Origin of the sequence: Methanocalculus natronophilus (genome assembly GCF_038751955.1) — an archaeon.
GTDB lineage: Archaea > Halobacteriota > Methanomicrobia > Methanomicrobiales > Methanocorpusculaceae > Methanocalculus > Methanocalculus natronophilus.
Window position 1 is genome coordinate 39,779 of sequence record NZ_JBCEXH010000004.1, and the last position, 14,521, is coordinate 54,299.

At 37.9% G+C, this 14,521-nt stretch carries 15 protein-coding genes; all 15 read left to right on the top strand.

Features of this window, described 5'->3' with window-relative positions:
• Positions 1-72 precede the first annotated feature (72 nt).
• The 15 genes from ABCO64_RS05680 (at position 73) to ABCO64_RS05750 (ending at position 14,520) form a co-directional block, all read left to right on the top strand.
• Positions 73-522, top strand: a complete 450-nt coding sequence (locus ABCO64_RS05680) for a dTDP-4-dehydrorhamnose 3,5-epimerase family protein (RefSeq protein WP_343089264.1) — start codon at positions 73-75, stop codon at positions 520-522.
• A complete protein-coding gene (locus tag ABCO64_RS05685; protein ID WP_343089265.1) occupies positions 515-1,420 on the top strand; it encodes an SDR family oxidoreductase in 906 nt (301 codons plus the stop codon). The genes ABCO64_RS05680 and ABCO64_RS05685 overlap by 8 nt, the downstream gene beginning before the upstream one ends.
• Positions 1,421-1,486: 66 nt before the next feature.
• Positions 1,487-2,773: a protoporphyrinogen/coproporphyrinogen oxidase gene (locus ABCO64_RS05690; protein WP_343089266.1), complete on the top strand. Its 1,287-nt coding sequence runs from the start codon at positions 1,487-1,489 to the stop codon at positions 2,771-2,773.
• Positions 2,758-3,750: a TIGR00180 family glycosyltransferase gene (locus ABCO64_RS05695; protein ID WP_343089267.1), complete on the top strand. Its 993-nt coding sequence runs from the start codon at positions 2,758-2,760 to the stop codon at positions 3,748-3,750. The genes ABCO64_RS05690 and ABCO64_RS05695 overlap by 16 nt, the downstream gene beginning before the upstream one ends.
• Positions 3,751-3,767: 17 nt before the next feature.
• On the top strand, positions 3,768-4,817 hold the full coding sequence (locus ABCO64_RS05700) for an N-acetylneuraminate synthase family protein (RefSeq protein ID WP_343089268.1): 1,050 nt from the start codon (positions 3,768-3,770) through the stop codon (positions 4,815-4,817).
• Between the two features lie 5 nt (positions 4,818-4,822).
• Complete coding sequence (locus ABCO64_RS05705) at positions 4,823-5,629, top strand: cytidylyltransferase domain-containing protein (protein WP_343089269.1); 807 nt, start codon at positions 4,823-4,825, stop codon at positions 5,627-5,629.
• A gap of 100 nt (positions 5,630-5,729) precedes the next feature.
• Positions 5,730-6,782, top strand: coding sequence for an N-acetylneuraminate synthase (gene neuB / locus ABCO64_RS05710; protein WP_343089270.1), 1,053 nt, complete (start codon positions 5,730-5,732; stop codon positions 6,780-6,782).
• A gap of 149 nt (positions 6,783-6,931) precedes the next feature.
• On the top strand, positions 6,932-7,519 hold the full coding sequence (locus ABCO64_RS05715) for a GNAT family N-acetyltransferase (protein ID WP_343089271.1): 588 nt from the start codon (positions 6,932-6,934) through the stop codon (positions 7,517-7,519).
• Positions 7,520-7,525: 6 nt separating this feature from the next.
• Positions 7,526-8,611, top strand: a complete 1,086-nt coding sequence (locus tag ABCO64_RS05720; RefSeq protein ID WP_343089272.1) for a hypothetical protein — start codon at positions 7,526-7,528, stop codon at positions 8,609-8,611.
• Positions 8,608-9,738, top strand: a complete 1,131-nt coding sequence (neuC, locus tag ABCO64_RS05725) for a UDP-N-acetylglucosamine 2-epimerase (RefSeq protein ID WP_343089273.1) — start codon at positions 8,608-8,610, stop codon at positions 9,736-9,738. Before ABCO64_RS05720 ends, neuC begins: the two co-directional genes overlap by 4 nt.
• Complete coding sequence (locus ABCO64_RS05730) at positions 9,722-10,795, top strand: peptidoglycan bridge formation glycyltransferase FemA/FemB family protein (RefSeq protein WP_343089274.1); 1,074 nt, start codon at positions 9,722-9,724, stop codon at positions 10,793-10,795. Before neuC ends, ABCO64_RS05730 begins: the two co-directional genes overlap by 17 nt.
• Before the next feature lie 9 nt (positions 10,796-10,804).
• Positions 10,805-11,929, top strand: coding sequence for a DegT/DnrJ/EryC1/StrS family aminotransferase (locus tag ABCO64_RS05735; protein WP_343089275.1), 1,125 nt, complete (start codon positions 10,805-10,807; stop codon positions 11,927-11,929).
• Entirely contained in the window at positions 11,930-12,970 is a 1,041-nt protein-coding gene (locus ABCO64_RS05740) for a UDP-N-acetylglucosamine 4,6-dehydratase family protein (protein WP_343089276.1), read from the top strand.
• On the top strand, positions 12,967-13,515 hold the full coding sequence (locus ABCO64_RS05745) for an N-acetylneuraminate synthase family protein (protein ID WP_343089277.1): 549 nt from the start codon (positions 12,967-12,969) through the stop codon (positions 13,513-13,515). Before ABCO64_RS05740 ends, ABCO64_RS05745 begins: the two co-directional genes overlap by 4 nt.
• 96 nt (positions 13,516-13,611) lie before the next feature.
• Positions 13,612-14,520, top strand: a complete 909-nt coding sequence (locus ABCO64_RS05750; protein ID WP_343089278.1) for a hypothetical protein — start codon at positions 13,612-13,614, stop codon at positions 14,518-14,520.
• Position 14,521: the final 1 nt, after the last annotated feature.

Sequence of the window (14,521 nt, forward strand, 5' to 3'; positions counted from 1 at the left end):
CTGTTTTAAACTGTTATGCAAACCATTTCACCTATTAATCTGGCCGGACAATCTCAAAAAGAAGGTGATTACATGATAGATGGTGTGATGATAACGCCCTTAAAAACAATCATGGATGAGCGGGGGATGGTACGACACATGATGCGGTCGTCTGATCCTCATTTTTCACAGTTTGGTGAAATATATTTCTCAATCATCTTTCCAGATGCTATAAAGGCATGGCATGTACACCGGAAGATGGAATTGAATTATGCAGTTATATCCGGGAATATTAAGCTTGTCCTCTATGATGCCAGGGAAGAATCAATAACACATGGGGAATTACAGGAGATCTTCATAGGTGAAGATAACTATGTACTTGTCAAAGTACCACCGCATGTTGTAAATGGGTTTACCAGTATGGGTGGAGAGAAAGCAATTGTTGCAAATTGTGCATCTATACCACATGATCCAGATGAGATAGAGCGGTTTGATCCCTTTGATCCAACGATTGGGTATACTTGGGGTATTCGACATGGTTAAGCAAAAAAAAATACTGATTACTGGAGTGAACGGTCTTGTTGGTTATCGATTGAGTGAATACCTTCGTGAAATGACATCTTGGAGTGTTATTGGAACAAGTCGGAAGAAAGGGCCTATGGTAGATTGTATTGCAGACCTCACAAAAAAAGTAGATGTGGAACGAATAAAAAAATCCATACAACCTGATGTTATAATTCACACGGCTGCAATTGTCGGGGCTAATGAGTGTGATAAATATCCTGAGATCTGCTATACAACAAATGTTGATGCAACCGCTAATCTATGCGAAATATTTTCAAATTCATATTTTATATATTTTTCAACATGCGCTGTTTATGATACACCTACAGGTCGATGCAATGAACTCTGTGAGACCAGTGCATCAAACTATTACGTTCAGACAAAGTTAGAGGCAGAAGAATATGTTAAAAAAATGAATAACCATGTTATCCTTCGCCCCTCTGTAATTTTTGGATTTGTGGATCATCACAAAAATAATAATTATTTTATGCAACTTCTTGAGATTATTCGTTCCAAAAGGGTAATGTATTCACCACGAGATCAGTTCTTCAATCCAATTTATGTAGATACTGTTGTCGATATACTTGTAAAAATTATTGAAAGTGATGTTCAGGGTATCTATAATATTGGTTCAACTGAAGTTATTAGTAAATATGAATTTAATAGCTTGTTAATGGAGATATTTGATTTAGATCGTAATTATATCGAAGGAGTTACTTCCGAGTTTTTTTCTGTAAAAAGACCTCAAATGGGAACTATCTCGTCAGAGAAGATTCAGAGAGATCTGCCTTATCACATTCCCACCCTTATTGAAATGTTTGAGAGGCTTCATTCAACATCAAAGGAAAAAATTGAGGCTTATCTTATATCTAGTTAGAATCGGTTTAAAGAAACCATTGAATATTAATTAATTTTTTAGTATGTGTGTATGTTTTTCATGTCAATGAAAATAATTATTCTCGGTGCTGGAATATCAGGTATCTCAGCTGCTTATCATCTTAAAGAAGCTGGTTTTGATTCAATTATTTATGAAAAAGCCAACTCCTGGGGGGGCCTTTGTGATAATTTTGTGATCGATGGGTTTAGATTTGATACATTTATTCATCTGTCATTTACGGAGGAGAGATATGTAAGAGATCTTTTTGCGGAAAGTGTACAGTCTCAGGTGCATATTCCTCATCCATTGAATTATTACAAAGGGCATTGGCTCAAGCATCCTGTCCAAAATAACTTATTTCATCTGGATATTGAGGAAAAAATTAAGATCATTGTTGACTTCATCAACAGGGTAGATACATCCTCTGAAGATATTATTGACAATTATGAAGAATGGTTACGGGTTCAATTTGGTAACTATTTTGCAGAAAATTTTCCTCTTGTCTATACAAGGAAATATTGGACCGTTGATGCAGATGAACTTGAAACGCGATGGATAGGTGGCAGGATGTATCTACCTACAATCGAAGAAGTACTTGAAGGGGCAATGACGTCTGATACTCCAAATACCTATTATGCAAAAGAGATGAGATATCCAATAAAAGGTGGGTATAAATCATTTATAAATAATATGGCATTAGATGCTAATATCCACCTTAAATCTGAAATTACACGCATTAATCTGGAAACAAAGGAAATTGAGATAAATGGCAGGCAAATCGAAAAATTTGATTGGCTTATCTCTAGTCTTCCATTGCCCGAGATCGTTCGATTGATTGACAATGTCCCGGATATTGTTCGTGAGGCGAGCAAGAAATTAAAATGGACGTCTGGTGCAATTATCTCATTAGGTTTTAACAAACCTGATATCCCGAGATGTCTCTGGTTCTATATTTATGATGAGGATATTTTGACTTCGCGAATATATTCTCCGAGCATAAAATCTAGAGATAATGTACCTGATGGGTGCAGCTCAATTCAGGGGGAGATATATTTCTCTCAGGAAAAACCATTGGAAAAAGAGATCTCAACTTTATTGGAGGACGAAATAGAGAATTATGTTCATATGGGTCTTTTCACAAAAGATGATTTAATCGTAAAAGATATTCGGATAGAGCAATATGCGAATGTAATTTTTAATCATGAGATCTATGATAGTCGAAAGATCATCCGTGAATATCTAGAGCAGCAAGGAATAATAACGATCGGAAGGTTTGGTGAATGGGACTATTTCTGGAGCGACCAGAGTTTGTTGAGTGGTAAGGAAGGTGCAGAGAAATGGTTGAAGAAGTAGATAAATATCATACTGAATCAAAAAAGGTGTTGATATTGGATACAAAGGAGAATTTAAAGTGTATTAAAGGATTAGTTGAAAATGGTACGTACAATATTATCAATGGTACTTATGGTGTTGAAAAAAAATCATTGGATTTAACCATAGTTATTCCGAGTCATAATAGACATGATATGATAGAGCGTTCAATAAATTATTATAAAATATTTGGAATCAAATGTATTTATGTTGACTCAACTGATGTTCAGTATACAATAAATGACTACTATGATAATATTCAATATCTCCACTTACCAGGTTATTCGTTTGTAGAAAAAATGATTTATGCTTTGGAAAAGATTAATACCAAATTTGTTTGTACTTGTGCAGATGATGATTTCTTGATTATTCATGAATTAATAAATGGATATACATTTATGCAGAATAATCCCGATTATGTTTTGTATTATGGAAATAGTTGTTCATTTCTTCAAGATAATGGATCTTTTATTCTACAAAAGAAAGCCAATGCTCAAGAAAAACGGATTGTTTGTGGGGATAAATGGAATAGGGCAAAATCTTTTTTTATAAACTATAAAAATGTGTTATGGAGTCTTTCGAAAAGAAATGTTCTATTAAAAGGATATAAAATGTTAAATTTGTATCATTATAAGAATCATAATTTTTATGAGCTTGTATTAGGTACACATTTTTCATTTTGTGGGAATATCATCATATCAAAGGATTTTTGGTTGGTTCGAGAAAACATCAAAGAGTCTTGGGGGCGTCAACACCAAAGCTTAGTAAGTATCAAACAGAACAACTGCTTGAAAAAAGATTGTCAAAATTTTTTCAAAACTACTGATGAAGAGTTGTGTTATGGATATGGACGATATTGTTATAGAATTTACAGGGTTTTTGTTTATAAACGAAAAACTCTAGCGTATATGTTATTTCCCTTTAAGTTAATAAAACAAATTACAAACAAGTTATTATGAATTCTAAGGTGTTAACTATGATCCCCTACATCATCGCAGAAACTGCATACAACCATGAAGGTAATTTCAATTACCTTCTGAAGATGACAGAAGAGATCGGAGCACTCGGCGTCCAGGCAATCAAATATCACCTTCTTCTTGATACGTCATCCTATATGGTCGAAAACCATCCTCTTTCAAAAACAATTAAAAGCTGGATGTTTTCAAAAGAACAATGGATGGAGGCTTTCCGGATTGCTCATGCGCGAGGTCTGGATATCGTTGCTCTTTGCGATGATAGAGAGAGTCTTGAGTTTATTATTACAACATTTCCAGATATCTTCGCTGTCGAATTGCATGCTGTAAGTTTAAATGACTATCACATGCTCAAAGAAGCAGCACAGTTCCCCGGTAAGGTTATTCTTGGTATTGGCGGTTCAACATTAGATGAAATTCATTATGCTGTAGAATTTTTGAGAAATAAAGGAAAAGAGGATATTCTTCTGATGTATGGGTTTCAGAGTTATCCCACGAACTATGCCGAGATTAACCTGAAAAAGATGCTCAAAATAAAGGACTTCTTTAACCTACCGGTAGGATATGCCGATCACACAGCCTATGATGATTCAAATAATGTTCTCATCAGTTGCATGGGTGCCATGATGGGTATCCCAATCCTTGAAAAACATTATACTCCGGATTATGGGGTGGAAAGAATTGATTATCATGCAGCTGTTGGAAAGGATCAGATGAAAGAGATAAAAGAGTTGATGGAACTCGCGCTACTAGTTGTTGGAGATGGATCCCCCGGAATGAGCTCTGCTGAGAAAAAGTATGGAAACACCGGTCCCATGAAAAAAGCAATCGTAGCAGCACATGATATCCAAAAAGGAACAATCCTCGATGCAGACGATTTAATCTTCAAAAGGACAGAAACGGAAAGTCCAATAAAGCAATTGGACTTTTCAAAGTTTATTGGTCTGAAAGCAAGTCGAGCTTTGAAAAAAGATGATAGTATTACATTCAGTGATATTGAATATAATTTCAAAACAGGTAGTGCAGAGGATTATACAAATATTAAAAGGTAATTGGAATGAAAATTGGCTTTTTAATAACTGCCCGGCTTAAGTCATCCCGACTTCCACTCAAAGTGATTATGGATCTGAATGGTAAGACTGTGATCGAACGTCTCATCGATAGAATCAAAGAGATTCAGGGAATTTCGGAAATTGTGCTCTGTACCTCAACTCATCCACAGGATAAAATTCTGGTGAATATCGCAAAAAAAAATGATATCTACTATTTCTGCGGAGATGAAGTTGATGTCCTCAAGCGTCTTTATGATGCAGGCCGTTTTTTTGGGATTGATTATTTTCTTGGAATAACAGCAGATAACCCTTTGATTTCAATATATTATTCCAACCTGATTGTTGATGAGATCCAGAAAGGCCACTATGATTTCATAGAGATTGATGGACTCCCCCTTGGGAGTGCAACATATGGGATGAAGATTCAGGCACTGGAAACAATGTGTGAGATTAAGCAGATTGTGGATACAGAAATTTGGGGGTATCTTATCAGACGTCCGGAAGTTTTTTCCATAAAAACAATTGGTGCAAAGGGGAAACTATGCCGTCCTGAATTGCGGTTTACGCTGGATTACCTGGAAGATTATGAGGTGATGAGAGCCATCCATACAAATGTACCGTTTAAAAATGTGTTAAATCTTGCAGATGTAATCGATTATCTGGATCTACACCAAAGCATTGTAGATATAAATAAAAACTGTGTACAATTAGATGTAGAGGATGGTGTGAAAAAAAGCATTGATGAGTATTATACTAATAATCTTCAACAGATATTGGATATTAAGGAAAGAGTCTATAGATCATATATCTGAATGAATTGATGTTCTTTGTTTAAGATACATTTCGACTCAGAATAAGTGCAATTCAGAGAGATATTGAAATGTCTAAAGCAGAATGAAAAGGCTGGATACAATGATGCAACCAATCCACATCGCCCATAAAACCATAAGTGTAGATCACCCCTGCTTCATCATCGCCGAGGCCGGTGTCAACCACAACGGCGATATCAACCTCGCAAAACGGCTCATTGATGCAGCAGTGGATGCGGGAGCCGATGCTGTCAAGTTCCAGACATTCAGGGCAGATGCCATTGTCACCTTCACTGCCGAGAAGGCAGCATATCAGAAACAAACAACAGGATCTGAAGCATCACAGTATGAGATGATCAAGCAGCTTGAACTCACCTATCAAGAGTTTCAGGAGCTGTATGATTATGCCGGGAGCAAGGGCATCATCTTCCTCTCCACTCCGTTTGATGAAGAGAGTGTTGACTTCCTTGTTCGGCTTGGAATTCCGGCATTCAAAATACCTTCAGGTGAGATCACCAATGTCCTCCTCCTGAAGAAGATTGCAGAAAAAAAGAAGCCTATTATCCTCTCCACAGGAATGGCAACCCTCGGCGAGGTGGAGGAGGCAGTTAACTATCTTCGGCAGCATGGTGCTCAGGAGCTTATGCTTCTTCACTGCACAACCAGCTATCCCGCTCCTATCCATTCGGTGAACTTGCGGGCAATGGAGACGATGGGCTGTGCATTCAAGGTGCCTGTTGGGTATTCGGATCATACGGAAGGAATCACCATCCCGATTGCTGCTGCCACCATGGGGGCAAAAGTAATTGAAAAACATTTTACATTGGATCGCTCGCTCCCAGGGCCGGATCACCGGGCATCTCTTGAGCCGGATGAACTGAAGGCAATGGTTCAGGCAATACGGGATGTGGAGCGTGCATTTGGGGATGGCGTGAAGTGTCCGTGTGAAGAGGAGATGGCAATAAAGAAGGTTGCCCGGCGTAGTATTGTGGCGAAAAGAGACATCGCTGTTGGGGCATTAATTCAATCTGAAGACCTGGCAATAAAACGACCTGGGACCGGAATAGAACCGAAATATATAGATCTATTGATTGGTAAAAAGGCAAAGATAGCGATTCCAAGAGATCATGTCATTACATGGGATATGGTGGAATGACCAGAAAAATACTCTACATAACCGGAACACGTGCAGACAATGGGCTTGTTGGATTAACTTAACAACTCATGATGAGATCGTATGATGGTTTCTTGAAAAAAGGTATTATATCATTAAAATTTATAATCGTTTGGAGTCTCTGATGCTTTATGCAACATGATGTTAAACAGATTTCTCTTAGAAAAGCAAAAATCGATGATTTTGATTTTTTCTATTCAATAAAGTCCGAAAAATCAAATATATATTGGACAGGTCACGATAAAAAACCAGACGCCTTTTCTTTGAAAATATGGTTTGAAGGGCAAATAAATAGTGAAAAAAGATTAATATATATTATTTATTTGAATGACGTGAAGGTAGGTTATTCATATTTAGATATCATAACAGATAGTATAATTGAAACGGAAGGATTGGAAAAAATTCTGGAATCACCAAAGACATTAATTGATAATTCTTACATCAATAAAAAAGATAAGGTAATTATAGAGATATCTATTGGGATCAGTGAGGTTTATCAAAATCAGGGATTAGGTAATTTTGCAATTGAAACTTTGTTGAAATTGATAAAAAATGAATATAAATTTTTTAAAATAATTTGTTGGATTCTAGAAAATAATGTTACATCACAGAAAATATTTAAAAAAAACAGTTTTTATCCAACAATTGATGTAAGAAATCAATATATTCCGTGTGATGATAAAACTTACCAAATGAGAAAATATATTTACGATGTGTGATTGCATATGGAGATTGGAGGTTTTTTTCATTTTCCGGATATTGAGTATATAGACTCCAAAAATTCAGTCCTACATTATTTAAATAATTCTATCGGTGATAACAAGTGTCTTTTTATTCAGGATGGGCGCCAGGCAATAAAATTTGTCCTTCAGCAGATACAAGACGTTCAACAGAAAAATTGTTACCTCCCTACATATCTTTGTCATTCGATTATTCAGCCCTTCCAGGAAATGCGATTAAATATCTTTTTTTACGATCACATACATCCTTTGACACAGAATATTGATGAAAATGTATACAACTCCATAATTCTAATTATAGATTATTTTGGAACAGAATTTTACTTATTAAATCAAATAAAGAAATTGCTTGAAAACGGCAATTCTATCATACTTGACGTAACTCATTCTCTATTAGATAAGTCAAGGCTTCAATTAAGTCATAAGAATCTCTTTTATATTTCAAGTCTCAGAAAAACATTTCCAATTCCAGATGGTGGAGTGATTCTTCATTCTAATATTGAATTTGATATTAATATGGAGGGTTCAGAATCTTATGTACCCATGCTTGATGCGATGATTTTAAAAAGAACATACCTAAATAAGAATTATAATCTTTCTAGAATTCATAATATGGATGTAAAAAATTTATTTATGGTGAAATATAAAAAATATGAAGAAGATAAAGATTGCCGATCTATTGCACTTCATCACATCCCCCAAATTTCATTATTAATTCTTTCAAGTCTCGATATTAACACAATTGTAGAGCGACGATGGCAAAATATTCATACACTTTATGATTGTTGTAAAAAAAATGAATTATTTTTATATGGATTGAATGACATAAAAAGTCCATTTATGGTTCCATTGGTTTTACATAATAACCAAAAGAGGGAAGATCTACAAAGTCTATTAATAAATAATGGTATTTATCCACCTATTCATTGGGATATCAAGGGTATAGTACCTGGGTCATTTCTCTATGAGCATCAGTTAAGTAAGAAGATTTTATCAGTTCCGATTGATCAACGATATGATTCAGACCAAATGACGGGCATTTGTAAAATTCTTAATCAGGTGAAAACATGAAGAAAAAAATTGTTTATGTATCTGGTTCAAGATCAGATTATTCTCTCATCAAACGAACTCTGTTACATTTGAATCAATTAACAGAACTTACTATCGTGGCAACATGTATGCACCTTAGTGATCAATTTGGTAATACGTTAAGAGAGATACAAACTGATGGATTTACTATTAGAAAAGTTGATATGTTATTTGACAATAACAGTCTTGGATCGATGGCTAAATCTCTTGGGATTGGACTGTATGGAATAACCCAAATTCTAGAGGAGATTAAACCAGATCTCGTTTTTATTGAAGGAGACAGAGGTGAAAGTCTTGCTGGTGCTATCTCTGCCACGCATTTAAATATACCTATTGTCCACCATGGGGGTGGCGATCTTTCAGGTTCCATAGATGACAAAATTCGATCTGCAATAACCGTTTTATCTGATTTTCACCTGACTGGAAATCAGGAGAGTTATCTAAGACTCATTAATTCAGGAATTGTGGAAGAAACAATTGCTATGGTGGGGGAACCGGGTCTTGACGATATTATATTACGAGAGTATACACCCGAAGATGAAATCGATGCAAAGTTTTGTCTTTTATCTGGACAACCATTAATATTGTTGATGCATCATCCAGACACTAAAGAAATTTTGGATGTTGAAACACAAATGAGAATAATTTTGGATGCAATTAATGAATTAGAAATATCTACTATTGCAGTTTATTCGAATGCTGATTCTGGAGGAAGAATAATTAATTCAGTCCTTGAAAAAAAAGCTAAAGAATTACCATTCTTTCAAGTCTTCCCACACCTTGAAAGGCGGGATTTTCTTGGGTTATTAGATAAGTGCACTATAATGCTCGGAAATTCAAGTGCGGGAATTGTTGAATTACCAAGTTTTAAAAAACCCTTCGTATGCATCGGTTCAAGGCAGAATAACAGATTGAGAGCAGGTAACACACTGAATGTTAATTGTGATATAGATGAGATTATTGATGCCGTTCATTTTGCAATGCATGATAGTTCATTTATAGAGAAAATAAAACATATACAAAATCCATATGGTGATGGATGCGCATCTGAAAAGATAGTGAGTCATATAATGCGAACCCTGGAGTCTATTGATGGAAATAATAACTGAGAAAGATGAATGGAATCGGGTGCTAACACGATTTTCAAATTTCAATGATGTTTATTTTCATTATGAGTATTTTAAATTATTCGCTAATCATTATAATGCAAAACCTGAAGGACTAGTATGGGAAGATCAGCACGTATGCATATTCTGGTCACATCTTATAAGAGGGATTCCGAACACATTAAATGATACGCATAATTATTTTGATCTTATAACTCCTTATGGATACGGAGGTCCCCTAATCCATTATAAAAACGATGATATTTCAAAAAGAACGAAATCATTGCAATTATTTATGAGGGATTATTATCACTTCGCCAAAGAGAATAATTATATTTCTGAATTTATTCGTTTTCATCCGGTCTTAAAGAACTGGGAAACCTTTTCTGAGGGTTTCGAGAATCACATATCATTGCATTATAACAATGATACAGTACTTATTGACCTTAGAAACGATCTTGATAAAATTTGGCAGGGAATACGTAAAGGGCATAAGTACAACATAAAGAAAACGAAAAGAGAAAATTGTGAAGTGAAAATATCTGAAAATCCTCTAGAAAGCGATATTGATGAATTCATTTCTTTATATTATGATACAATGAAAAATAATTGTGCATCCGATAAATATTTTTTTGCTCCATCTTTCATTAAAGATCACTTTTCATCTCTCTTTTCAGTATTAGTTGAAGTAAATTGTTCTGAACAACTAATGGGTGCTAGTATGTTTATTGCTGGAAACTCCATTGTTAATTATCATCTTTCAGGATCGAAAAAAAATATAAAAGGTGTTTATCCTTCTGAAACAATCATATGGAATGCCATAAAGTGGGCAAAAAATAACGATTTTACATATTTACATCTAGGGGGTGGATTTGGAGAGAGTGACTCATTATTTAATTTTAAGAAAGGTTTTTCAAATACAATCACACCCTACTACACTGGTAGAATTATTTTCGACGATGCAAAATACCGGGAATTTTCACAGTTTTGCACTTTTAATAATGCTGAAAATACATTCTTTCCTGCTTACAGATATGGACAAAGTCATACAATTATTTAGGTGAATTTCATGTGGAACATACCCCTCTTTAAAATGTACTACGATGAAGATGACATCGAATCAGTCTCCGCCGCTCTTCGCTCAGGCATGAACTGGGCCGTTGGATCTGACGTGACATCATTTGAAAACGAGCTGGCAGAATACATCGGCACCAGATATTGCCTTACCTTCAACTCCGGTACATCAGCGTTGCACACAGCCTTGCTGGCGCACGGAATCGGCGCTGGGGATGAGGTCATTGTCCCGTCATTCACCTTCATTGCTACAGCGAACGCACCGCTTTTCGTTGGGGCACGCCCGGTCTTTGCCGATATCGAGGAGACGACACTCGGCCTTGACCCGGATAGTGTTCTTGAGCAGATCACTCCACGAACCCGTGTACTCATGCCTGTTCACTATGGGGGGTGCCCCTGTATGATTCGGGAGCTCCGGGAGATTGCTGATGACCATAATCTCATCCTCATCGAAGATGCCGCAGAGGCGTTAGGTGCCTCTATTGAAGGCAAAAAGGTTGGATCGTATGGTGACTCATCGATGCTCAGCTTCTGCCAGAACAAAGTGATTACGACCGGTGAGGGAGGGGCTCTTGTTACAGATGATCGTGATCTCTATGAGAGGTCAAAACTGATCCGCTCACACGGCAGGCTGGAGACCGCAGATTATTTCTCTTCATGCGTAAGCATGGATTATATCACGCTGGGATATAACTTCAGGCTCTCCAATATTGCTGCTGCCCTGGGCCGGGCACAGCTTCGGAAGGTTGATCAAATCATCGCCATGCGAAAGGCTATTGCAGGATTGTATACAACACTGCTTCAGGAAAAAGTGCCTGAGATCTCGGTCATGAGTCCTCCGGATGGTTATATGCATGTGAATCAGTTATTTTCAGTACGTGTACCACAGAGGGATGGTCTCATGAAGTATCTGGCAGAACAGGGGATTATGAGCAAGATCTATTTTGATCCTGTGCATCTGACACAGCATTACCGTTCTCTGCCCGGATATGATGTCTCACTTCCTATTACTGAGACGGTGACTGGAGATATTCTGAGCCTGCCAATCTACCCGGGGATGCCAGAAGAGGAAGTGATCCGGGTGGTTGATACAATGGCAGAGTACTATGCGGTGAAGTAGATGGATATTGCAGATTTCTATAAGGGAAAGACGGTCCTTGTCACCGGCGGGGTTGGGTCGATTGGTAGTTATCTGGTTTGGGAACTCCTCAAGTACGAGCCTATGAGTGTCCGGGTCCTCGATAATAACGAGACCGGGCTTTTCGATCTTGAACAGGCTCTCCAATCAGATCGAATTCGCCTGCTTGTTGGGGATATACGCGATAAAGAGCGGCTTACTGTCGCAATGGAAGGTGTTGATATCGTCTTCCATGCGGCAGCTCTCAAGCACGTTCCTCTCTGTGAGTTCAATCCGTATGATGCGGTGAAGACAAATGTCATTGGTACCCAGAATGTACTTGACGCTGCGTACGATCAGGGTGTTAAAAAAGTCATCACCATCAGCACTGATAAAGCAGTGAATCCTTCAAATGTGATGGGGGCGACAAAACTTCTTGCCGAGCGGCTTACCATCTCTGCAAATATGTACCGTGGGCATAAGCGATCGTCTTTTTCCTGTGTCCGTTTTGGCAACGTCCTCAATTCACGGGGATCGGTTATACCACTCTTTACACAGCAGATTCAAAAGGGAGGACCGATAACCGTCACTCATCCGGAGATGAGACGATTCTTCATGGATATTCCATCTGCCACAGGACTTATCCTCAAAGCGGGGATGCTGTCTACCGGAAATGAAATCTTCATCCTGAAAATGCCTGCAGCCCGTATTATGGATCTTGCAGAGGTTATGCGGGATCTCCTTGCTCCAGAATATGGCTTTAAGCCGGAAGAGATTGCTATCGAGATCATTGGTATGAGGGTTGGTGAAAAGATCGATGAAGAACTCCTGATAAGTGATGAAACAAGTTGTGTATATGATAATGAGGATATGATTGTCGTGATCCCAAAACAGCAACCCTTCGCTAGGGGGTATTCACCTCAGGACCATGTGCATGATGGCTTTCATCTTGTGACAATGGATTCGTATTCTTCAAAGGATGCGCAGTTGTTGACGAGAGAGGAGATCATTAATCTACTCAATAAGATTGGTATGGAGGCATGATCCACACCGCTCGCGATGCCGGATGCCGGGATCTGATCCTTCTCAAGTGCACAAGCACCTACCCGGCCACCCCTGAGAACAGCAACATCCTCACCATCCCGCATATGCGCGAGCTCTTCAACTGTGAGGTCGGCCTCTCGGATCACACGCTTGGGATCGGCGCAGCGGTGGCGGCGGTCGCCCACGGCGCAACGGTGATCGAGAAGCATTTCACGCTCAGCCGCGCTGACGGCGGGGTGGACAGCGCCTTCTCGATGGAGCCAGCTGAGCTGAAAATGCTGGTAGAGGAGACAGAGCGCGCCTGGCAGTCGCTTGGCGGGGTCGTGTACGGGCCGACTGAGGCAGAGAAGAAATCCCTGATGTTCCGCCGGTCGCTGTATGTTGCCGAGGATATGAAGGCTGGGGATATCTTCACGCGGGAGAACCTGCGGTGCGTCCGGCCGGGGCTGGGGCTTGCGCCAAAGTATTATGAGGTTTTATTGGGGAAGCGGGCTAATAGGGATGTGAGGAAGGGTAAGGGTGTTGAGTGGGGGATGGTTGGATGAGGAAAATCCAAAAGTAAGGGATATAAGAATGAATTATATTACATATATCTTACCAAAATATGAATGTATATCAATTATAACGGTGATAAAACATTGATGAAGAAACTTTTGTCTCCACTCAAAAATAAAATAATGCAGTATCTCCCAAAAAATGATCTCCATGGATTTGAATACACTGTTACTGAATTAGTTGGAATGTATGAGAATAGCACACTTGCATCAAAATGGCATGGTACAATTATTAGCGATGATATTATTCAATATAAGACGAGTGATACGATATTCATACTTGGAAGTGGACCAAGTATTAATGAAATAACTTCTTCCGAATGGGAGCATATTCGGCAACATAACTCAATTGGTTTTAATTATTGGTTCGCTCATGAATTTGTTCCAACCTTCTATGCGTTTCAGGGTGGCAATGATGAAATGCTAAAAATCCTTCAGGATAAATACTCTGAATACCACAATATTCCTTTTATCATCAGAGGGAGTGCATTTGCAAAGGGTGAGTTCAATTTTGATGATGAGCGAATAAATCTCCTAAAGAATAATCCTGTTTTTTATATAAATGAATATCCTATTGCAGGAAGATGTTCAATTGATCCATATCTACTATTCAGATACATGGAGGCCCTTGGATTTATGACTTATAGTCATATATCAAAATTCATTCCAAAGTGGAGAGGAACATTGGGCTTATTGATTATGTTGGCTTATCAGATGGGTTATAAAAGAATTGTACTATGTGGTATAGATATGCAAAAACCTGATCATTTTTGGGATTATGAACCATATCTTTCAGTGAAACAAAAGTATTCACTTCCTGATAAAGGAACGGCAAATTTAATGACTTTTACTGATGAGTCTGTATCAGCAAATACTGTCCCTCGGTATGTCTATTGTTTACGAGATTGGATGTATGAAAAGAATGGTGTAGAATTATTTATTATGAATACAAAAACTGTTCTTCACCCAGAATTAGATGTGTATAAGTATCGATAGT

What these genes read in the sequence shown, in the direction of transcription:
- ABCO64_RS05680 (WP_343089264.1), top strand. Translation starts at nt 73, where the DNA reads ATGATAGATGGTGTGATGATAACGCCCTTAAAAACAATCATGGATGAG.
- ABCO64_RS05685 (WP_343089265.1), top strand. Translation starts at nt 515, where the DNA reads ATGGTTAAGCAAAAAAAAATACTGATTACTGGAGTGAACGGTCTTGTT.
- ABCO64_RS05690 (WP_343089266.1), top strand. Translation starts at nt 1,487, where the DNA reads ATGAAAATAATTATTCTCGGTGCTGGAATATCAGGTATCTCAGCTGCT.
- ABCO64_RS05695 (WP_343089267.1), top strand. Translation starts at nt 2,758, where the DNA reads ATGGTTGAAGAAGTAGATAAATATCATACTGAATCAAAAAAGGTGTTG.
- ABCO64_RS05700 (WP_343089268.1), top strand. Translation starts at nt 3,768, where the DNA reads ATGATCCCCTACATCATCGCAGAAACTGCATACAACCATGAAGGTAAT.
- ABCO64_RS05705 (WP_343089269.1), top strand. Translation starts at nt 4,823, where the DNA reads ATGAAAATTGGCTTTTTAATAACTGCCCGGCTTAAGTCATCCCGACTT.
- neuB (WP_343089270.1), top strand. Translation starts at nt 5,730, where the DNA reads ATGATGCAACCAATCCACATCGCCCATAAAACCATAAGTGTAGATCAC.
- ABCO64_RS05715 (WP_343089271.1), top strand. Translation starts at nt 6,932, where the DNA reads ATGCAACATGATGTTAAACAGATTTCTCTTAGAAAAGCAAAAATCGAT.
- ABCO64_RS05720 (WP_343089272.1), top strand. Translation starts at nt 7,526, where the DNA reads ATGGAGATTGGAGGTTTTTTTCATTTTCCGGATATTGAGTATATAGAC.
- neuC (WP_343089273.1), top strand. Translation starts at nt 8,608, where the DNA reads ATGAAGAAAAAAATTGTTTATGTATCTGGTTCAAGATCAGATTATTCT.
- ABCO64_RS05730 (WP_343089274.1), top strand. Translation starts at nt 9,722, where the DNA reads ATGGAAATAATAACTGAGAAAGATGAATGGAATCGGGTGCTAACACGA.
- ABCO64_RS05735 (WP_343089275.1), top strand. Translation starts at nt 10,805, where the DNA reads ATGTGGAACATACCCCTCTTTAAAATGTACTACGATGAAGATGACATC.
- ABCO64_RS05740 (WP_343089276.1), top strand. Translation starts at nt 11,930, where the DNA reads ATGGATATTGCAGATTTCTATAAGGGAAAGACGGTCCTTGTCACCGGC.
- ABCO64_RS05745 (WP_343089277.1), top strand. Translation starts at nt 12,967, where the DNA reads ATGATCCACACCGCTCGCGATGCCGGATGCCGGGATCTGATCCTTCTC.
- ABCO64_RS05750 (WP_343089278.1), top strand. Translation starts at nt 13,612, where the DNA reads ATGAAGAAACTTTTGTCTCCACTCAAAAATAAAATAATGCAGTATCTC.